Origin of the sequence: Kyrpidia sp., from assembly GCF_023512215.1 — a bacterium.
GTDB lineage: Bacteria > Bacillota > Bacilli > Kyrpidiales > Kyrpidiaceae > Kyrpidia > Kyrpidia spormannii.
In genome coordinates, this window is record NZ_JAILZZ010000002.1 from 76,517 (window position 1) to 96,279 (window position 19,763).

The 19,763-nt window shown below is 59.3% G+C and carries 20 protein-coding genes and 1 riboswitch; of the genes, 15 read left to right on the top strand and 5 right to left on the bottom strand.

Annotation, left to right across the window (positions count from 1 at the left end; genetic code table 11):
- Positions 1-87: 87 nt before the first annotated feature.
- On the top strand, positions 88-1,191 hold the full coding sequence (locus K6T64_RS01850; RefSeq protein WP_100668319.1) for a citrate synthase/methylcitrate synthase: 1,104 nt from the start codon (positions 88-90) through the stop codon (positions 1,189-1,191).
- Positions 1,192-1,269: 78 nt separating this feature from the next.
- Here the strand turns inward: K6T64_RS01850 and K6T64_RS01855 are convergent, their stop codons facing one another.
- Positions 1,270-2,022 carry a pseudouridine synthase gene (locus K6T64_RS01855; protein WP_288008333.1) on the bottom strand — a complete coding sequence of 251 codons (753 nt, stop codon included), beginning with the start codon at positions 2,020-2,022 and terminating at the stop codon, positions 1,270-1,272.
- Positions 2,023-2,164: 142 nt separating this feature from the next.
- Between K6T64_RS01855 and K6T64_RS01860 the strand changes: the two genes are divergently transcribed.
- The 3 genes from K6T64_RS01860 (at position 2,165) to K6T64_RS01870 (ending at position 4,683) form a co-directional block, all read left to right on the top strand.
- Positions 2,165-2,593 carry a hypothetical protein gene (locus tag K6T64_RS01860; protein ID WP_170086099.1) on the top strand — a complete coding sequence of 143 codons (429 nt, stop codon included), beginning with the start codon at positions 2,165-2,167 and terminating at the stop codon, positions 2,591-2,593.
- 104 nt (positions 2,594-2,697) lie between these two features.
- The gene (locus K6T64_RS01865) at positions 2,698-4,263 is read left to right on the top strand and encodes a long-chain-fatty-acid--CoA ligase (RefSeq protein WP_170086098.1); all 1,566 of its coding nucleotides are present in this window, start codon (positions 2,698-2,700) and stop codon (positions 4,261-4,263) included.
- Between the two features lie 141 nt (positions 4,264-4,404).
- Positions 4,405-4,683 carry an HU family DNA-binding protein gene (locus K6T64_RS01870; protein ID WP_013076343.1) on the top strand — a complete coding sequence of 93 codons (279 nt, stop codon included), beginning with the start codon at positions 4,405-4,407 and terminating at the stop codon, positions 4,681-4,683.
- A gap of 102 nt (positions 4,684-4,785) precedes the next feature.
- On the opposite strand, the gene K6T64_RS01875 is transcribed toward K6T64_RS01870, so the two are convergent.
- The gene (locus K6T64_RS01875) at positions 4,786-6,108 is read right to left on the bottom strand and encodes an ATP-binding protein (protein WP_170086097.1); all 1,323 of its coding nucleotides are present in this window, start codon (positions 6,106-6,108) and stop codon (positions 4,786-4,788) included.
- A 223-nt stretch (positions 6,109-6,331) separates the two neighbouring features.
- Here K6T64_RS01875 and bcp point away from each other — a divergent pair, with 223 nt between their 5' ends.
- Positions 6,332-6,802 (top strand): thioredoxin-dependent thiol peroxidase, encoded by a 471-nt coding sequence (gene bcp / locus K6T64_RS01880; RefSeq protein ID WP_288008334.1) that lies wholly within the window; start codon positions 6,332-6,334, stop codon positions 6,800-6,802.
- A gap of 33 nt (positions 6,803-6,835) precedes the next feature.
- Here bcp and K6T64_RS01885 read toward each other — a convergent pair whose 3' ends face one another.
- Complete coding sequence (locus K6T64_RS01885) at positions 6,836-7,015, bottom strand: hypothetical protein (protein WP_013076340.1); 180 nt, start codon at positions 7,013-7,015, stop codon at positions 6,836-6,838.
- Positions 7,016-7,091: 76 nt separating this feature from the next.
- Positions 7,092-7,258, top strand: a riboswitch (cyclic di-AMP (ydaO/yuaA leader).
- Positions 7,259-7,461: 203 nt separating this feature from the next.
- On the opposite strand from K6T64_RS01885, the gene K6T64_RS01890 reads away from it, so the two are divergent.
- The 10 genes from K6T64_RS01890 to K6T64_RS01935 all read left to right on the top strand — a co-directional run bounded on the left by K6T64_RS01890 (position 7,462) and on the right by K6T64_RS01935 (position 17,472).
- Positions 7,462-7,755 carry a DUF3055 domain-containing protein gene (locus K6T64_RS01890; protein ID WP_013076338.1) on the top strand — a complete coding sequence of 98 codons (294 nt, stop codon included), beginning with the start codon at positions 7,462-7,464 and terminating at the stop codon, positions 7,753-7,755.
- Between the two features lie 262 nt (positions 7,756-8,017).
- Complete coding sequence (locus K6T64_RS01895) at positions 8,018-9,631, top strand: sigma-54-dependent Fis family transcriptional regulator (protein ID WP_288008370.1); 1,614 nt, start codon at positions 8,018-8,020, stop codon at positions 9,629-9,631.
- 166 nt (positions 9,632-9,797) lie between these two features.
- Positions 9,798-10,799 carry a thiamine pyrophosphate-dependent dehydrogenase E1 component subunit alpha gene (locus K6T64_RS01900; protein WP_288008335.1) on the top strand — a complete coding sequence of 334 codons (1,002 nt, stop codon included), beginning with the start codon at positions 9,798-9,800 and terminating at the stop codon, positions 10,797-10,799.
- An 83-nt stretch (positions 10,800-10,882) separates the two neighbouring features.
- A complete protein-coding gene (locus K6T64_RS01905; RefSeq protein ID WP_100668313.1) occupies positions 10,883-11,905 on the top strand; it encodes an alpha-ketoacid dehydrogenase subunit beta in 1,023 nt (340 codons plus the stop codon).
- 31 nt (positions 11,906-11,936) lie between these two features.
- Positions 11,937-13,175 carry a dihydrolipoamide acetyltransferase family protein gene (locus K6T64_RS01910; RefSeq protein WP_288008336.1) on the top strand — a complete coding sequence of 413 codons (1,239 nt, stop codon included), beginning with the start codon at positions 11,937-11,939 and terminating at the stop codon, positions 13,173-13,175.
- 241 nt (positions 13,176-13,416) lie between these two features.
- The gene (locus K6T64_RS01915; protein ID WP_288008337.1) at positions 13,417-14,010 is read left to right on the top strand and encodes a flagellar brake protein; all 594 of its coding nucleotides are present in this window, start codon (positions 13,417-13,419) and stop codon (positions 14,008-14,010) included.
- Between the two features lie 65 nt (positions 14,011-14,075).
- A complete protein-coding gene (locus K6T64_RS01920) occupies positions 14,076-14,825 on the top strand; it encodes a site-2 protease family protein (RefSeq protein ID WP_100668310.1) in 750 nt (249 codons plus the stop codon).
- Between the two features lie 24 nt (positions 14,826-14,849).
- On the top strand, positions 14,850-15,596 hold the full coding sequence (locus K6T64_RS01925; protein WP_288008338.1) for a PucR family transcriptional regulator: 747 nt from the start codon (positions 14,850-14,852) through the stop codon (positions 15,594-15,596).
- Between the two features lie 99 nt (positions 15,597-15,695).
- Complete coding sequence (locus K6T64_RS01930; protein ID WP_288008371.1) at positions 15,696-16,787, top strand: ABC transporter ATP-binding protein; 1,092 nt, start codon at positions 15,696-15,698, stop codon at positions 16,785-16,787.
- A 109-nt stretch (positions 16,788-16,896) separates the two neighbouring features.
- On the top strand, positions 16,897-17,472 hold the full coding sequence (locus tag K6T64_RS01935) for a spore coat protein (RefSeq protein WP_100668308.1): 576 nt from the start codon (positions 16,897-16,899) through the stop codon (positions 17,470-17,472).
- Positions 17,473-17,546: 74 nt separating this feature from the next.
- On the opposite strand, the gene leuD is transcribed toward K6T64_RS01935, so the two are convergent.
- Entirely contained in the window at positions 17,547-18,161 is a 615-nt protein-coding gene (gene leuD, locus K6T64_RS01940) for a 3-isopropylmalate dehydratase small subunit (protein WP_288008339.1), read from the bottom strand.
- A gap of 35 nt (positions 18,162-18,196) precedes the next feature.
- Entirely contained in the window at positions 18,197-19,597 is a 1,401-nt protein-coding gene (gene leuC / locus K6T64_RS01945) for a 3-isopropylmalate dehydratase large subunit (RefSeq protein ID WP_170086088.1), read from the bottom strand.
- Positions 19,598-19,763 lie beyond the last annotated feature (166 nt).

The window sequence follows — 19,763 nt, forward strand, 5'->3', positions numbered from 1 at the left end:
GTATTGGAGCCAGACGTAAAACCTGTTATACTTGTGTTATACATCAATGAACATCTTGTGTTTTTTTGAAAAAGGAGAGTGATCATCATGACCCAGGGGTTGACGATCCACAAAGGGCTTGAGGGAGTGACGGTGACCGACACCGAACTGGCCCTGGTCGACGGAGAACGGGGGCATCTGGTGTACCGGGGCTATTGGGCCAAGGATCTGGCTCTTCAATACACCTATGAACATGTCGCGTATTTGCTTTGGTTTGGAAAATTACCGACGGAAGCGGAGCTGGCGGATTTTCACGCGAAAATGGCGCAATATCGGATTTTGCCCGATTATCTGAAAACGATCATCGACGCCATCCCCGCCGGAGTGGACATGATGAGCGTGCTTCGCACGGCCGTTTCCGCGGTGGGAAATGAGTCCTACGGATGGCCGCCGACAGTCGAGCAGGCGATGGAATTGACAGCCAAAGTCCCCACGATCATCACCTACCGCTATAGTCGTCTAAACGGTCGGCAGCCTGCAGAGCCCCGGAAGGATCTCAGCCACACGGCCAATTACCTGTATATGCTCTTCGGTAAGGAGCCCCACCCGGCACACGTTGCGGCCCTCGACGCCTACCTTGTGCTGACGGCGGAGCACGGCATGAATGCCTCGACCTTTTCGGCCCGGGTGACCACTTCAACCCGTTCGGACATGGCTTCAGCCGTGACCACGGCCATCGGGACCATGAAGGGTCCACTTCACGGAGGTGCGCCATCGGAAGTGGACGAGACATTGGCGGCCATCGGCACCAAGGAAAACGCTGAGCCGTACTTGCGCAGCCTGTTGGAGCGCGGGGAGCGTTTGATGGGATTCGGACATCGGGTGTATAAAACCCGGGATCCCCGGGCCGAGGCTCTCTCCATCGTCGCTAAACGGGTGGCCGGGGATGACCCGTGGTTGGATCTGGCCGTTCACGTGGAAAATGTGGCCATTCGGCTGTTGGAAGAGTACAAACCCGGCCGCCGGCTGTACACGAACGTGGAATTCTACGCGGCCGCCGTGCTCCGGGCGGTGGGGCTCCCCAAGGAACTCTACACTCCGACCTTTACTCTCTCCCGGATGGCGGGCTGGACGGCCCACGTTCTGGAGCAGGCGGCAGACAATCGGTTGATCCGTCCCCAGTCGGTTTATACCGGTCCCATGCCGCGCTGAACTCGGAGGTTGGGGTCCGCCGGGATGAGCTCCCGGGAGCCTCAGAGCTTCGGTGAAAGATGGGCGCAGGGCCAGGGTCTATGATTCGGCGGGGCGCGGGGGAAGTCGCGGATCCGTCTCCCGGAGACGGGCGACTTCGTCATCGGCGAGGGCGCGGTAGCCTCCCGGAGGTAAAGAGGGGTCCAACTGCACGCCTCCGATGGCGACGCGTTTGAGATACAGAACGGGCTTCCCGAGGGCGGCGAACATGCGCTTGATCTGATGGAATTTGCCTTCTCGAAGGACGATCTCGACCTCGGATCGCTCTCCCGCGTTGAGGATTTGCAGATGGGCGGGAAGGGCGCGGTAGCCGTCGCGGAGGATCAGGCCCTGGGCGAAAGCGGCGATGTCTGCGTCGCTGACCCGGCCTTGCACTGTAGCGCGGTACGTTTTTGAAACATGGCGTTTGGGCGAGAGGATGGCGTGGGCCAGCTGCCCGTCATCGGTGATCAGCACAAACCCCTCGGTGTCGATGTCCAGACGGCCGGCGGGAAAAAGATGCGGAGTGCGGTCTGATTCATCGAGCAGGTCGATTACGGTGCGGTGCTTGGGGTCTATGACCGCGGAGACGACCCCGGGGGGCTTGTTCATCATCCAATAGTGAAGGCGCTGATAGTGAACGGGCTGCCCCGCGACACAGAGTACCTGTTGTCCGGGGTCAATGTGCAAGGAAGGATCCCGGACGACTCGCCCGTCCACCTCGATCAACCCAGACCTTGCCATTTTTTTGATGTCCCGGCGGGATCCCACGCCCATTTCCGCCAGAATGCGGTCTAATCGTTGTTTAGCCACCTTGATCTCCTTTCGGACATCTCTCTTTCAGATTGATTCGGCAGGTTCAGATTGATATGTAGTATACTGAAAAGGGATCTTACGGCGCAACGGGGTCCGGCAGAATGTTCAGCAGGAAAGTGAAGGTCAGACGGCGAATGAGATGATCAGGATCAAAGCGGCGGGGAGGATGAAAAGCGTGCCCGTACGCCACGCATTGGTGGAGATGAAAAAGGAAGATGTTCAGCAGGTCCGCGAATTGTTGGAAGGCGGTCGGATTCCCGAGGCGGTCAATGCCTTCATCCAGGCATTTCAGGCCGCCGAGGTGGGTTTCTCCATTCCCTGCGGACCCGGTTCGGTACGGGGGATCCTTCCGGTGCACCGGGGGACCGGTGCGGAAGATCTGTGCGGGACGGAGTACTTGGTGGTCGACCCGGGAGTCCCCGGGAACCAAGTGGAAGGGCGGCTGGAGTTTCACCCCGGGCTCGTGGTGGGTACCGAGTTTCGCCCGGAATTTCGCCTTTTGATTCTCACCTTGCAAGGGGGCGGAGAGTTGCGGTTCCGGGGAAGGGAATTGGTGCGGGTGTCGTGACGGAACTCCCCGGCCCGGCGCGCCGAGGTCCGAATGACCGGTTGGTAGGGATCCCCAAGGGGATGTGCCGACTGGATTCCTGATCAAGGGATTGAGGTGACACAATGGGCGGAACGTTTTCATTTCCTCAGATCTCGTTACCGGAAATGCTCCGCGATAGTGCGGAGCGTTTCTCCGGGCGGCCGGCGATTTCTTTTTACCATGTCACCCTGACCTATGAGCAAGTGTGGTGGATGGTCCAGCGGGCCGCGGTGGGTCTCGCTGCGGCTGGGGTTCGTAAAGGGGATCGCGTGGCGATCATGTTGCCCAACTGCCCTCATTATGTGATTGCGTACTACGCCGTTTTAGCTGTCGGAGGTGTTGTGGTCCAGGTCAACCCGATGTACACCGGGGCTGAGTTGGAACACCTGCTGGTGGACGCCGACCCAAAGGTGATCGTGGCTTATGAACCGCTGTGGGGGAAGGTCGAAGCGGTTTGGGAGAAAACCCACCTCGAGCGGGCGTATCTCGTTCAGTTTCCCGGCCCGGTGCAAACCCCGGCGACCGAACGGGTTCAACCCGTGGAGGCCCTTCTCGGGGCACAAGGCGACCCGCCGTCGGTGGCCATTTCTCCCGAGGACACGGCCGTTTTGCAGTACACCGGGGGAACAACAGGCTATTCCAAGGGGGCGATGTTGACCCATCGCAACCTGGTTGCTAACGTTCACCAATCATTGGCGGATTTTCGTGACGGTTTGCGGGACGGGGAAGAAGTGATTCTGCTCGTTCTGCCTCTGTTTCACGTGTACGGCATGACCGTGGGGATGAATTTGGGCATCGCTGTGGGGGCGAATCTGGTGATGTTGCCCCGTTTTCAGCTCGACGAGGTCCTGGACGCGATCAAGACGGCAAAGCCCACAATGTTTCCCGGTGTTCCCACGATGTATGTGGCGGTCAACAGCCATCCCAAGGCCCGGGAATACGGAATCGACTCGATTCGCATCTGCAACAGCGGGTCCGCACCGCTGCCGGTGGAGGTCCTTCGGGCTTTTGAAGAGAAAACCGGGGGGAAGATTCTCGAGGGTTACGGCTTGACTGAGGCGAGTCCGGTGACGCACACCAATCCGTATCATGGCGTGCGGAAAATTGGGAGTATCGGCCTGCCGGTAGCGGGAACCGAGGCGCGGATAGTGGATGTAGCCACCGGTCTACAGGAACTTCCGCCCGGGGAGCCCGGCGAATTGGTGGTGCGCGGTCCCCAGGTCATGAAAGGATATTGGAACCGGCCGGAGGAAACGGCCCAGGTCCTTCGGGACGGCTGGCTCCACACCGGGGATATCGCCACCCGAGATGACGACGGGTACTATTACATTGTCGATCGGAAGAAAGACATGATCATCGCCAGCGGCTTCAACGTCTATCCCCGGGAGGTGGAAGAGGTCCTCTACACCCACCCGGGCATCCAGGAGGCGGCTGTGGTGGGGGTGCCGGATCCGTACCGCGGGGAGACAGTCAAAGCCTACGTCGTGTGCAAGCCCGGGGTGACGTTGACCCGCGATGAGGTCATCGCGTTTTGCCGGGAGCGTATGGCTCACTATAAGGCTCCGACGGAAGTAGAATTTCGGGAAGAGCTACCGAAAAGTTCAGTGGGCAAGATCTTGCGGCGGGCCCTTCGGGACAGCCAACAATGATGGGTCATGGGTCGAATCTTTCCGAAATCCATCCCCCGGGGCCATTCGCGCAGGTTTGACCGGTGAGAAATCCGGCGAAACTAGGGACGAATCGGCCGGAAAAGTCGGTCCCGGCCGGGTTTTCGGGAAGGAGGTGGGCCAGTGACCAAGCAGGATTTGATCGCCAAGGTGGCGGAAAAATCGGGGTTGACCAAAAAAGCGGCGTCGGCGGCGGTGGATGCCGTCTTGGATACGATTCAGGAAGCGCTGCAGGCGGGGGAGAGTGTGGGGCTGACCGGATTTGGCAGTTTCGAGGTTCGGGAGCGTTCAGCCCGCACCGGCCGTAATCCGCAAACCGGGGAGACGATCGAGATCGCCGGTGGCAAGACGCCGGTGTTCCGGCCGGGCAAAACCCTGAAAGAGGCCGTCAAGAGTGCCTGAGTCCCAAACGGGCTTGGGTGAAGCGGGAAACCCCGCCAAGCCATAGTGTGTAGAAACTGCTGTGGTCTCCGGAGAGGGCGCGGTGTAACGCCGCGCCCCTCGTCACCTCAGGTCCACCTTTTTCTTTTCCAAGGCCAGTTCACCGGCCAGATGGTCCACGAACTGTCGGGCGCTGCGCCCGGAACGGCCGTTGTGCCGACGTTCCCACTGGAGGGCCAAACGTCGGAGGGAATCTTCTTCGATTTCGAGACCTGCCCGTTTGGCCATGTGGCCCACCATCTCCAAGAACAGTTCCTGGTCCGGGGACAGGAAGGACACCGTCAACCCGAAGCGGTCGGCCAAGGATAATTTTTCCTGGACCGTGTCCTCCAGATGCAGATCGTCCTCTTCGTCCCCCCGGGTTGGCCATCCCCGGTCGCTGAACCGTTCATTCACCAAGTGTCGTCGATTGGACGTGGCGTAGAGCAGTACATTGTTCGGACGCCGTTCCACACCTCCCTCCAGGAGCGTCTTGAGGTCTTTGTAAAAGGTCTCTCCTTCGCCGAAGGATAAGTCGTCAAAAAATAGGATAAATTTTTGTGGCCGGCGGCGCAACAGGCGGATGATGAGCGGGAAATCTCCCAGATCCCGCCGGGCCACTTCCACGAGCCGCAATCCCCGAGCGCCAAATTCATGAACCAGCGCTTTGACCAGGGAAGATTTTCCCGTTCCCCGGTCTCCGTAAAGAAGCACATTGTTCGCCGGAAGTCCCAGGACGAATTGTTCGGTGTTCTGCAGCACCTGTTTGCGTTGCCGCTCATATCCGACCAGATCTGCCAAGGTGATGGGATCGGGCTCGATGACGGGGACCAGCCTCCGGCTCGGCCCTTCCCATTTAAATACCCAGTGCCGAGCGGCCGGGCCGCTGCCCATGCTTCGGAATGCCCGGGTGAACAGATCGGCGAGGTCCGCCCAGTCTTCCGTCGTCTCCAGAGACCGGGCCACCTCGGTCAACCGGTCGCTGAGCCACTGATTTAACAGGGTGTCCCCCCGGGCGGTCGAGGCAGCCGAAGTAAAGTCCGGAGACAAGACCTCTGGCCTAAGGCCTAAAGATTCGAGGAGCGGAGCGGGATCCAAATGGTACAAAGGGCGCAGTCGCCTCAGATCTGCCGCGAGGCCACCTTGAAGCGCCCGACGCCATTCTTTCCCCTCATCCGGAGACGGGAAGGTCGAAAAGAACAGCCGGTGAAGGAGGTACGATTGCCATAGGGAGACGGTGGCGGGGAGGGGGATAGGATCTTCTTCCGCGGCAAAGTGGAGGAGAGCGCGGAACCAGGGCGCTGCAACCTCGGGGTTTTTGGTTTCTATCCAGTCTTCGGCTGCCGCGACGGCTGGGTCGTCGGACAACCCCTGGAAAAACATCCATGGGACAAGAATTGAAGGCATGATGCACTCTCCTTAATCAATCAGCATCATTGGGTTCGTCCCCATTGTAGGAGACTCGGGGCCGGGGGGCAAGGGAGCGGCGTGTATCTGAATGGGAATTATGGTATTCTGGCAGTGAAAAAGCCTGGACACCGAGTTGCGGGTGCGAGTGAGATGTCATCCCCGCCCGGGCTCAGAACGGATGGGCTCAGGAGTGCGGGGAGGGGAGATGGAGGGGATCCAGATGGTGGAGGAAGGTCAGAAGGCACCGGATTTTACACTTCCCACCGGGACGGGCGAGACGATGAGCCTGGCGGATTTTCGCGGAAAACCGGTGGTACTGTACTTTTATCCCCGGGACAATACGCCGGGGTGTACGAAAGAGGCCTGTGGATTTCGCGATCTTCATGAGGTTTTTTCCGAAGTTGGCGCCGTCATCCTCGGGGTGAGCACCGATTCCCCGAGTTCTCACAAAAAGTTTGCGGAGAAATATCAGCTTCCCTTCCCGCTGTTGTCCGACGAGGACGCAGCAGTTTCTACGGCTTACGGTGTGTACAAGGAGAAAACCCGCTACGGGAAGAAATCCATGGGGATCGAACGAACCACCTTCCTCATCGACGGCGATGGGGTGATCCGCAAGATCTATCCTCGGGTGAAGGTGGAGGGACACATGGAGCAGGTATTGGAGGATGTCCGCCATTTGAGCAACGGCTGAGGGCGGGGAGCCGGCTTGGCCGGCTCCTGGCAATCACCGCCGGTTGAGGCTCCGGAAGCGGCGTTCGACTCCGTGGTAGACGGAGCGAAGGACGGCGGCCCCGGCAATGGAACCTGCGCCGATCATGAGGGCAATCCATAAGGGCACTCCGAGGAACCAGCCTGCCCCGAGGGCGACGGCCAGGGAGAGAAGGACTGCGGGTATCGGATGCATGACGATTCCTCCTTGTGTGAACGTATTGTGAACGAATCGCTCATTGCCAAAATTCCCTTTTTCATGTATGATGGTTAAAACGGAGACGCTGAGTTCCATGTCCAGTGGAAGCGGAGGACCCATGTGTGGGGTGAATCCGGGCGAGCTGTTCTCAGAAGATTTGAGAATGTTTCATCCGCTCGGTAGGGTGAGCTCTCCACCCGAACCCGTCAGCTAACTTCGCAAGCGTTGGAGGGAGCGGTGGCGAAAGCCCCGCCTGGCCAAGGACTTCTCATAGGCGGGGTTTTTGTGTCCCTGCGGCTCCCCACCACCCCGTGGCGTCTCCGTTCGCGAAGCAGTACCGTGTATGAGGCGCGCCGGATTGCCACACGCTATGGCAAAGTCAAAGGCGTGCAAAACGTCGGGTACCTTCCGCGCATCAGACATTGACAAGGGGGGATCGAGGAATGGGTGAGCACGTTTTGTTTTCAGAAACGGAAGATACCCGAACTCATTTTGCCACGTTGGATGTGGCCGGCACGCGATTCGATCTGGCAGTGACGTATTCCCAACATTTTATGGGCAAGAGCATTGTGATGTGCCTACAAACCGGGCGGGCGAGCATCATGGATGCCCACGACGCCGAAGATCCGCAGCGGGTGGCCCAGCATTTTGGAATTGACGACGGCGAAACGGCCACCGAATTGGGCCATTACCTCACGAGCGTTTTGTCCTATCCGCCACGAGGCGAGCAATTCTGATGCAGGCTTGTGCGTGCCCTTTTCTACGGGCGCGATTTCTCTCCTTATGCTTATCCTGTGTGTTGACCACCATTTGCCCACGATGTCAACTTCCGATGGCTCAACGTCGATCTCGTTGGTTCGGTTTCAGTATCGCCTCATCAATGGCCTCCGGGATGCCGGGTTGGCCCGTCGGACGGCGGACGTGGTCGTCCGGTGCCGGGGCCGCCAAAAAGCATCCGGAGGATTTTTTGTTCTTGGAGGCCGAGCAATTGTGCCGGGGATGAGTCCGGTGGAACGGAACGGGGGGACGGGGAGGATGGAGATGCCCTTTTTGTATCGGACCTGGAAAAGGTTTGTGCGGGAGGGGACGCTGGATGCCCACCGCATATCCAGGGACGTGTCCGAATCGTGGGTGCGGAGTCGGCGCTACGGGGTGGATCCATACCGGGACCGCGGAGACATTGTGCTGGAGCCAGAGGATTTAGAGTTGCAGCGTCACAAATATGCTGACGTGATTCGAGAAGTTGAATCCTTGGTACATAAAATTCATGGTTTATTGATGGAGCAGCGGATGGTCGCTTTATTCTGTGATGCGGATGGACGAATCCTGAGCGAGATCGGGCATCCGGACACCCTTCGAAGGGCACGGGAGATCCAGTTTGTTCCGGGGGCTGACTGGTCGGAGGCGGCGGTGGGCACCAATGCGATCGGAACGGCGCTGGAGGTCGGAAACGCTGTCTACGTGGCGGGGTACGAGCATTACGTGGTGGCGACACACCCCTGGTGTTGCGCCGCCGTGCCTCTCCGCGACCCGAAGGGGAACGTTTTTGGTGTGTTGAATTTATCTGGCCCGCTGGAATCGGCCCACCCCTATCTCCTCGGCGTCGTGGCGACCATGGGAGCCCACGTGGAGGACGTCATTGCTCGGATGCCCCAACAGGGGGACGAAGCGGTGGAGACCCAGGAAGGAGGAGTTGATTTTGAGGGGATGATCGGCAAAAGCGCATCCTTCCGTAGGTGTATCGACTTGGCGGAACGGGCGGCCCGGGTGGATTATCCGGTGTGCCTCTTGGGAGAGACGGGGACGGGAAAAGAACTTCTTGCGCGGTGGATCCACCGGAGAAGCGGCCGAAGAGGTGGCCCTTTTGTGGCCCTCAACTGCGGGGCGATGCCTGAACATCTCCTGGAAAGTGAATTGTTTGGCCACGAGGAGGGGGCTTTCACCGGTGCCAAAAAAGGGGGATATCCCGGGGCTTTTCGGCTTGCTGAAGGAGGAACTTTGTTCCTAGACGAGGTTGGGGAGATGCCTCCACAAATGCAGCTCGCCCTGCTTCGAGTCCTTGAAGAAAAGGCGGTTCGACCGATTGGCGGCCGGGAGGAGATCCGGGTGGATGTCCGGCTGGTTTCTGCTACACACCGGGATCTTGGGTTACTCGTTCGCCAGGGGGCGTTTCGGGAAGATTTGTTTCACCGCCTTCATGTCCTTCCGATTCACGTTCCGCCGCTGCGGGAGCGGAAGGAGGACATCCCTGATTTAGCGCAATATTTGCTGGATACGACCGGTACGGGCAAAAAATTGAATCCCGCAGCATTGCGCCTGCTCCAGGACTACCCGTGGCGAGGGAATATACGTGAACTACGAAATGTTATGGTTTGTGCATCAGTTTTTGATGATTCGCGGATCATCGGCCCCGAGGGGTTGACTTCATTTTTGGACGCTGAAAATAAAACCGGGGCCATGCCCGGAAGGAATATCCCCAGTCGCAAAGAGGCAGTGGCAGATGCCCTTCAGAACACCCGCGGCAATGTGTCCGCCGCCGCCCGGCGGCTGGGGGTTTCCCGAAGCACCCTGTACCGGTGGTTGAAACAAGGCGGAACAGGATGGGACAGGTGAGACGTTGCATGGGCCATTCCCGGAAGCGGTCAGACAGAAGGTTTTACGGGCAAAATTCCGGGGGATCTCAGGCGAATTTTGACGATTGGTCAGCCGGCGCATAGGCCGGCATGTTTTTTGCATATGTTGAGGAAGGTGTTGATTTTTCCACAAGGGGGGAGCCCGGGTGGCCATTCCTGCGGACAAGCTGACGTGGATGTACGAGACGATGGTCAAAATCCGGTATTTTGAGGAAACGATGGTGAAGGTGTACACCGAAGGTAAGATGCCCGTGTTTAACATCGGAGCCGGGACGGTGCCCGGAGAAATGCATCTGGCGGCGGGTCAAGAACCGGCAGCCGTGGGGATTTGTGCGCACCTGCGTAAGGACGACACGGTGACCGCCCCGCATCGGCCTCATCACCACGCCATTGCCAAAGGGGTCGATCTGAAGCGCATGACCGCGGAGATGTTCGGGCGGGAGACCGGGCTTGGAAAAGGAAAGGGCGGGCACATGCATCTGTTCGATCCCACGGTGAAATTTTCCTGCAGCGGGATCGTGGGGGCGGGGATGCCCCAGGCGGTGGGGGCGGCCCTCAGCAACAAAATGAACAACACTGACTGGGTGGCGGTGGCTTTTGCCGGGGAGGGAGCGGCGAATTCTGGGGCTTTTCATGAGTCGTTAAATCTCGCGGCTCTTTGGAAGTTGCCGGTGATTGTGGTGATCGAAGACAATGCCTACGGCATTTCAGTGCCAAAATCGAAATCGACGGCTGTGGCCAATAATGCCGTTCGTGCCGCCGCCTATGGGATACCCGGGGCCCTGGTCAAAGACAATGATCCCTTAGAAATGTACCGGGTCTCTGAAGAAGCGGTGGCCCGGGCGCGGCGCGGGGAGGGCCCTACCCTCATCGAGATCGAAACGTATCGGTATCTCGGTCATTTTCAGGGCGATCCGGAAGTGTACCGGGAAAAGGACGAAGTGAGTCATTTGAGGCAAAAAGACCCCATCGAGCGGTTAAGACGGTACATGGTCGAGCAGGGGATCGCCGGGGAAGAAGAGTTGGCCGGGTGGGAGGCCCAGGCGAAGCGGGAAGTGGATGAGGCCTACACTTTTGCCCGGGACAGCGCCTGGCCCCGGGGGGAAGAGGCTCTCGAAGACGTATTCGCGAAGACCTCGGAAGGCTAAAAGGTCGAGGATCGGCCCGCCCCCGGAGAAGGGTATTTGTTGTTTGGCGCGACGGGTTGAGAAAGAATGAGGAGGGATCGAAGTTGACGGCCACGACTGGCAGAAGGTTGACGGGGTCAAAGGCGTTGGCGGAGGCCATCGCTCAGGAAATGGAGCGGGATTCCCGGGTGTTCGTCATGGGGGAAGATGTTGGGAAATACGGGGGGATCTTCGGGTCCACCGAAGGGCTGTTCACCCGCTTTGGCCCGGATCGAGTGAGGGACACGCCCATTTCTGAGACTGGCTTCATCGGGGCGGCTATCGGTGCCGCGGTAGAGGGGATGCGGCCCATCGCCGAGCTGATGTTCGTGGACTTTTTCGGGGTGTGCATGGACCAGATCTATAACCATATGGCCAAGATCCATTACATGTCAGGCGGGAATGTTAAAGTTCCGATGGTGTTGATGACGGCGGTGGGGGGCGGTTATAACGACGCTGCCCAACATTCCCAAACGTTATACGCGACTTTTGCGCACCTTCCGGGCTTGAAAGTAGTGGCCCCGTCAACGCCCTATGATATCAAAGGAATGATGATCTCGGCCATCCGGGACGACAATCCGGTGCTGTTCATGTTTCACAAATCTTTGCAAGGGCTGGGGTGGATGGACCCCATTCCAGAATCGGAAGGCGAAGTGCCCGCCGAACCCTACACGGTGCCTTTGGGGAAGGCGAAGGTGGTGCGGGAGGGCCGAGATCTGACCATCGTGGGTGTTCAAATGATGACCCATTACGCCGTTCGGGCGGCCGGGCGGCTGGCGGCCGACGGAATCGAGGCGGAGGTCGTGGATCTGCGTTCTCTTGCCCCCTTGGACCGGGACACCTTGGTGCAGTCGGTCAAGAAAACCCACCGCCTGCTCGTCGTGGACGAAGACTACCTGTCGTATGGGATGACGGCAGAAGTGGCGGCGACGGTGGCTGAGCGGGCATTGTACGAACTGGAGGCCCCCGTTCGGCGATTGGCGATCCCGGATGTCCCCATTCCTTACAGTGACCCCTTAGAGGATTTCGTGCTCCCCGGGGTTGACGCCATTGAGCGGGCGGCCCGGGAATTGATTCGGGAGGCGTAGCCGATTCATCACCTCATTGGGAGGACTAGACATGGAAGTACGAATGCCGAAAACCAGCGAGGAAGGATACGACAGTGTGGTGGTGTTTTGGCACGTTCAAGAAGGAGCCTCTGTCAAAGCCGGGGATGTCCTGGTGGAAGTCCAGACCGAGAAAGCCGTGAGTGAAGTAACCGCCCCGGTGGACGGGGTGGTGACCAAGATTCTTAAACGGCGGGGCGAGACGGTGGCCGTGGGGGAAGTGCTGGCAGTGGTTGACGAGGCGGCATCGGCGGGCGAGACCGGTATGGCCCCTTCGTTTTCGGGGACGGCCGAAGCGCCGGTGCCCCCGGAGAAGGTGCAGGAAAAGCCGGAGCCGAGCTTCGTGCCCGCTTCGCCCCGTGTTCGTCGATTGGCCCGGGAACTGGGGGTGGATTTGGCTGCCATTGCAGGGACTGGGCCCGGCGGCCGCCCCACGGAAGACGATGTCCGCCGGGCCGCTGCGGTGGGGCGTGAAGAGGGGCCGGACGGGGCCCCGGATACCGGCCATCGGGCGCCGACGGTGGCCGATGCCGAAAGGGTGCAGGTGCGTCAGGTTGCAATTGGGGAGGCGGTCTCATCTTCGTCCCGGCTGGCTCAGGGCCCGGGGTGGGGGGTGAGGCGGACCATCGCCCGAAGGATGATGGAAAGTCTCCAGGGTTCCGCCCAATTGACGGAGATGGCCTGGGCGGACATCACCCGGCTCATGGAGTGGCGAAAGCGGTGGGCGCCGGAGGCGTCGCTAAACGATTGGGTGCTAAGAGCGGTGGTACTGGCGCTGAGGGATCACCCGGATATCAACGCGCACTGGACAGACGACGGCCCGGCGCGCCAGTCCCGGGTCAATCTCGGGGTTGCTGTGGACACTGACCAGGGACTGCTGGTGCCGGTGATCGTCGACGCCGATCGGCTCACTTTAGAGGAGCTTCACCGGGAAGCCGCCTGTCTGGCAGAAAAGGCCCGGGCCGGGAGATTAACGCACCAAGAGATGACCGGGGGAACCTTTACGGTGTCCAATCTGGGGACTTACGGGGTACAGTTCTTCACACCAATTCTCAACCCGCCAGAGGTGGGTCTGCTGGGTGTGGGCCGGGCGGAGCCGTATCTTGTTTTGAGCGATCAGGGGATTGTACAAAGGCAAAGACTGCCCCTTAGCCTGACCTTCGACCATCGGGCGGTGGATGGCGGTCCAGCGGCACAATTTCTGAGCGCCGTATGTGAGGCTCTCGGGCAACCGGAACGGCTAGTGGCTTGAATTCGCCCACCGGGCCAGAGGAGGTTTAACTTTGTCGAGTGCCTGTTCGGCCCCGTTCTGGGGGCCGGCAGTGCGAAATCAGATCGAATGGTTGGCAGAAGCCGGGCGAGGCGCTCGGCTTTTTGCTTTGATGGGGGAATTTTTGGCGAAGCCCGAGAGGAATTCCCGGCTTCGTTGATGAATAGTTCAATCAAAGAATATGGATCAACGAGCCAGGGGGGCACTGCGGGAGGAATTTTTCTTGATCAAACCAGGGTTTAAAGTTCACGGGGAATATCAGGCAGGCGAAGAGACGGTGCAGTTCGAATCGGTGGTGTACGATATCCAGGACAATAAATTTTGGGTCCTGTGGCCCAATGTGGCTGGATTGAAAAACCAGACGGAGATCCGGGTGCGAATTTTTCCCCGGAAGGGGGACTGTTATGTGGCCACGACCCGGGTCACCGGCCGGGTTCACGGGAAAGCCGAGCTATTGGAGTTGGAGATGCCCCAGCGCTGGGAGCGAGAGCGGCGTCGGCAGTATTTTCGGGTCCCGGTGGATGTGCCCGTAACATGGGACGATCACAAGGGGCGATGTGTGAATCTCAGTGGCAACGGCTGCTTGTTCATTGCCCAGGCGAACCTCAAGCCAGGAGATGAGTTGGAACTGACTCTGGAGTTGCCCGCTTTGCAGCTGCCGGTTCGGGCGAGGGTGGTGCGGGTGGAGCCGCTGCTGGCTTCTAGAAGCCGGATTGCCTGCACGTTTTTGCATGTGGACGAGCGGCATCTTGACACTCTCCTCCGCTTCTTACTCGACCGCCAGCGAAAGTTGATTCAAGAGGGCAGACTGCCGTGACAAGAAAGGGGATGGTATACTGGTAGCGTGGGTGGTTCGCGCCCGCGGAAAGGATGAGTCTGTTCATGAAACGGCGAACGGCCGGCATATTTGCGGCCATCGCTCTGATTCTTGGGAAATTCGGGGCGAAATTGTGGGCGCTCGTTAAACTGTTGGCTCTGGCCAAGGGGCCGGTTTTAACGATGCTCCTGACCATCGTGGCCTACGCTGTATTTCTGGGGTGGCCTTTTGCCATCGGATTCGTGTTGTTACTGTTTGTGCACGAGATGGGTCACGTGGTGGCGATCCGCATAAAGGGAGGCGAGGCGTCCCTCCCTTATTTCATTCCGTTTTTGGGGGCATTTATCCGCCTGCGTACGCAATTCGCCGATCCCCGGGAGGACGCTTTTGTCGGGATCGCTGGGCCGATCGCGGGCACCGTGGGGGCGGCGATCTGCTGGTTATGGTATGGGTGGACGGGTTCAATCTTGATGCTGTTTTTGTCCTACGTGGGATTCTTCGTCAACCTGTTCAACCTTTTACCTGTCTATCCCCTGGACGGCGGGAGGGTGGTCCGGGCGGTTCATCGCAAGTTGTGGGGCGCAGGACTGGCGGTGGCGGCGGCGATCGCAGTGACGAGGCCGAATCTGATCTTGTTTCTCATCCTGATCTTTGGCTTTTTGGAGTTTTGGCGCATGCGCAATCAGCCCGACATCTGGATCCCGGTCTCCTCGCGGATCGGTTATGGCGTTCTTTATTTTGGACTCGCGGCGTTTCTGGCCGTGGCCTCCTGGGGGACTCACAGCCTCCTGTTGCAGATGGGGCCTCCGGCATGACATTCCACAAGGGGGGCGCGAGGGTTGCCGATTCGGGGAGCCGGCGATTGGGTGAGAACGCTGCTTCAAGGCGGGGATGATCCCGAAGGCCGGGGTTGGGAAATCGGGCTCATCGAATGCCATGGCGTTCCACCGGAAGGTTGGTCCCAGGTGGTCCTGGCCATGGCGGATGGCCGGCGGGGCGCCTTGGCGGCGGTGGAGGGAGCGAGGGTCTGGGCGGCCCGAAAAACGGAAATCGGCAGCCGCGGGAACGAAGATAAAAACCAGCGCGGGCGGGCCATTCAGCCGTGGTTGGAGTGGGTGGATAACTTAGAAGCCGAACTTTTGGTCCCGTTCTCGGTGGGGGTGGGACGGCTCACCGAGGGATGGCTCGATTGGCCGCTCCGGCGCCGGGAGGCCGAAGAAGCTCTGGTGCTGGGCCGGGTCCTGCGCCCGGGTCGGCGCGTCTACCGGTATGAGGACCTGGCCTGGGAGCGGTTTCTGGCTGCTTTTCCCAGGACCGAAGCCTTGCGCTATAGCCGGGGCGTATTGAAGGACGCGTTGCAGCAATACGCCTTTATAGAAGAAACGGTACGGGCCATGGTCGAACACCACTTAAACATCAGTGAGGCTGCCAGGGCCCTGTTCGTCCATCGCAACACCTTGATGTATCGACTGGACCGCATTCAAGAGTGCACGGGACTGGATCCCCGGCGTTTCGACGGGGCTCTGCAATTGTACACGGCGCTGGTTCTCCATCGATTCGGGCAGGTTGCCCAATCGCCTTGTTGATCATGCCGAAGAATTTCGTGAAAGATGGACGATGACGTCTCGCCGGTCGCCCGGTATGCTCATCCTGATGCGAAAATCGATGGGAAGGGGCGAGAAGGCGTGGCGGGTGTGACGTTTAAAAATGTTATCAAATCTTTCGGTCAGCATGTGGTGGTGCATGAGCTGAATTTAGAGATTCCCGATGGGGAGTTCATGGTGCTGGTGGGGCCGTCTGGTTGTGGGAAATCCACTACCCTGCGCATGGTCGCGGGGTTGGAGGAGGTCAGCTCCGGCGAGCTGTATATCGGGGACCGCCTGGTCAATGACGTGCCGCCGAAAGATCGGGATATTGCCATGGTGTTTCAGAATTATGCCCTGTACCCGCACATGACGGTTTTTGACAACATGGCCTTCGGATTGAAATTGAGAAAGGTTCCGAAAGCCGAGATCGATCAACGGGTTCGGGAAGCGGCGAAAACCTTGGGTATCGACCACCTCCTGGACCGGAAACCCAAGGCCCTGTCCGGGGGGCAACGGCAGCGGGTTGCACTGGGAAGAGCCATTGTCCGCGATCCCCAGGTCTTTTTGATGGACGAGCCGCTTTCCAATCTCGACGCTAAGCTGCGGGTTCAAATGCGGGCGGAGATCAGCCGTCTGCACCGCCGTCTCGAGACCACGACGATTTACGTGACCCACGACCAAACGGAAGCGATGACCATGGGGGACCGGATCGCCGTGATGAAAGATGGCGTGATCCAGCAGGTGGACTCGCCGGAGAAGATTTATCACTCCCCAGCGAATTTGTTTGTGGCCGGCTTTATCGGTTCACCCGCGATGAATATGGTATCCGGTCGATGGGGCGAAGAGGACGGCCAGGTTGTTTTTACGGCCGGAGACATCCGGATTGCCCTGCCCGGCCCCTTGGCGGATGCGGTGAAACGGAAGGGGGTTGGCCCCCGGGTGGTTCTGGGGGTTCGGCCGGAACATTTGCATCCCGCCACTTCAGAAAACGATGCGGGATTTGAGGTCAACGTGGAAGTGGTGGAGCCCACCGGTGCGGAAACCTATCTTTACGTGAGCCACGGGGATCAGGCTTTGACGGTGCGGGTGGATCCGTCCTTGAAAGCGGAGCCGGGGCAGCGGCTGAAGGTGGCACCGGACCTGTCAAAAATTCACTTGTTTGACGAAGAGACCGAGGAAGCGGTGCGGTGAGGCAGGCGGTTTCGGGCACCGGGGGGCGAGTCCGACATGGCGTGCATAAAGGCTTCCTTTCCATGCCATGCTACGGGAGGAACAAGATCTCAGCCAAGGAGGAATCCACATGCCCTACGGTGCCCACGAAGCTATGGAGACCCATGAAATCCTCAATGAAACCCGGTCGCAGATTGAACATTTTTCTTTTTATGCCCGTCAGTGCCAGGATCAGAGTCTGAGGCAAATGATCGAGCGCCACATCCAATCAGCGGTGGCGGCCTACAATGAAATGGTCAACTATACGCATACCTATAAAGCGGCAACACCCCATCAGCCGGATATGCGCTTGGCGCAGCCCCAGCAAATCGCCTACGGGCTTCGTCAGCCCTCTCCGGTATCTCCCCAGACCGGGGTGACGTCTTTCAATGATCAGCAGATTGCCGGTGCGGTGCTGTCCGCCCACAAAAACTCCGCCCGCAATCATATGCAGGCCGCCCTGGAGTGCGCCGACCCCAACTTGCGCCAGATGATGGTGAACGGAGCGGTCACCTGTGCCCAACAAGCGTACGAAACCTTCTTGTTCATGAATCAAAAAGGGTGGTACCAAGTGCCCACCCTGCTGGACAAGACCGCCCAAACTTTGCTGCACACCTACCAGCCGATCGGCCAGCAGGCGGGCCCGGTACAACCCGCCTACCAATAAGCTGGGGCACAGACGAGGTGCCGGGGCGCCGAAGCCCGCGAGCAATGGCTCCCCGGGCCTTTTTGTGCCGCCAGTCAGGCTTCCCGCGGAATCAAATACCCGGGCATCCCTCGCTCATACCGGGCGATTCGATCCTCTTTCTCCAAAGTCATACCGATGTCGTCCAACCCCTTGAGCAGCGATTCCCGCCGGAAGGGATCGATTTCGAACCTCATCCGCCACCCCCGGTTGTCCCGCACCTCCTGGGATTCCAGATCCACCGTCAACCGATAGCCGCCCGGCATCCGCCCCGCCTCGTCAAACAGGTGGTTCACGGCCTCACCGGGAAGAACCAGCGGCAACAGACCGTTTTTGAAGCAATTATTATAAAAAATATCAGCGAAGGAAGGGGCGATAATCACCCGAAACCCGTAATCCTTCAGCGCCCAAGGGGCGTGCTCCCGGGAAGACCCGCAGCCAAAATTGTCCCGGGCCAAAAGGATCGACGCCTCCCGATACTCCGGCTGATTGAGGATGAACTCCGGGTCCGGGGATCCATCCTCCCGGAACCGCCAGTCGTAAAACAGGAATTGACCGAATCCCGTCCTCTGGATGCGTTTCAGAAACTGTTTGGGAATGATCTGGTCGGTGTCCACGTTCACCCGGTCCAAGGGCAGGACCAGGCCCTCATGGCGAACAAACGGCTCCATATTCTCCCGCCTTCCCTTTTGGTTTCAGATTGGAATTATGACCAATTCCGCACATCGACAAAATGGCCGGCCACAGCCGCGGCCGCTGCCATCTCCGGACCGACCAGGTGAGTTCGGCCGCCTCGGCCTTGGCGTCCTTCAAAATTCCGGTTGGACGTGGACGCGCACCGTTCTCCGGGCTGTAGAATATCCGGATTCATGCCGAGGCACATGCTGCAACCCGCCTCTCGCCATTCAAAGCCCGCTTCTTTGAAAATGACGTCCAAACCTTCCTTTTCCGCTTGCTGTTTGACGAGTCCTGAGCCCGGGACCACCATGGCTTTCACATGGGGGGCCACTTTGTGCCCTTTCACGATCCGGGCGGCCGCCCGCAAATCCTCAATCCGGCTGTTCGTGCACGAGCCGATAAACACCCGGTCGATTTGGATGGATGTGATGGGGGTTCCCGGTTTCAAATCCATGTACTCCAGGGCCCGCTCCACCGCCCGGCGGCGGCTTTCATCTTCAAAGTCTTCCGGGCTCGGAACGACCCCGGTCACGTCCGTTCCCATTCCGGGATTCGTACCCCACGTGACTTGGGGGGCTAAGGACGAGACATCCAGCTCCACCGATTGATCAAAGGACGCTCCGGGGTCCGTGTACAATTCCCTCCAATCCCGCAGGGCGGCGTCCCACGCCTCACCCCGGGGAGCGAATCGGCGGCCACGGATATAATTGAACGTGGTTTCATCCGGGGCGATCAGTCCTGCCCGGGCGCCGGCTTCGATCGACATGTTGCATATCGTCATTCGCTCTTCCATAGACATGTCTCGAATCGCCTCGCCCCGATACTCAATCACGGTACCGGTGGCAAAATCGGTGCCGTACTTGGCGATGAGGGCGAGGATAACGTCTTTGGCGGATACCCCTCGCTGACGATGGCCCACCAACCGCACCTCGGTGGTGCGGGGTTTGTTTTGGGGCAGACACCCTGTGGCCAGGACGTGCTCCACTTCGCTGGTCCCGATTCCGAAGGCCAGGGCTCCGAAAGCCCCGTGAGTGGAAGTGTGGCTGTCTCCACAAACGATCGTCTTCCCGGGCAGCGTCAAGCCGAGTTCAGGTCCGATTACATGGACGATGCCTTGCTCGGCATCGTGCAGATTCCACAGGCGAATGCCAAATTCCTGGCAATTCTTTTCGAGGGTTCGGATCTGCTCGGCGGCGATGGGGTCGGCGATGGGCAGGCTTCGATCGGTGGTCGGCACGTTGTGATCCACCACAGCGAAAGTCAAATCCGGCCGTCGAACCCGCCGCCCGGCGAGACGGAGTCCTTCAAAAGCCTGCGGGGATGTCACCTCGTGGACGAGGTGCAGGTCAATGTACAAGAGAGCCGGTTTCCCCGGTTCCGCGTCCACCACGTGGCGTTCCCAAATTTTGTCGAACAGCGTTTTTGGCAATGGTCGCACCCTCCTTGAGCCCGGTTGGGACTATACTATTATGTGTATCACGATTTTCACCGTTTGTCGAAGAAAAGGAATAGGTGGGTGGGTGACCGGCGGCTGGACGGCCCGAAAATAACCTCGACCTTCGAATACCAGTAAGATAGGGATGGATGATCAGTGG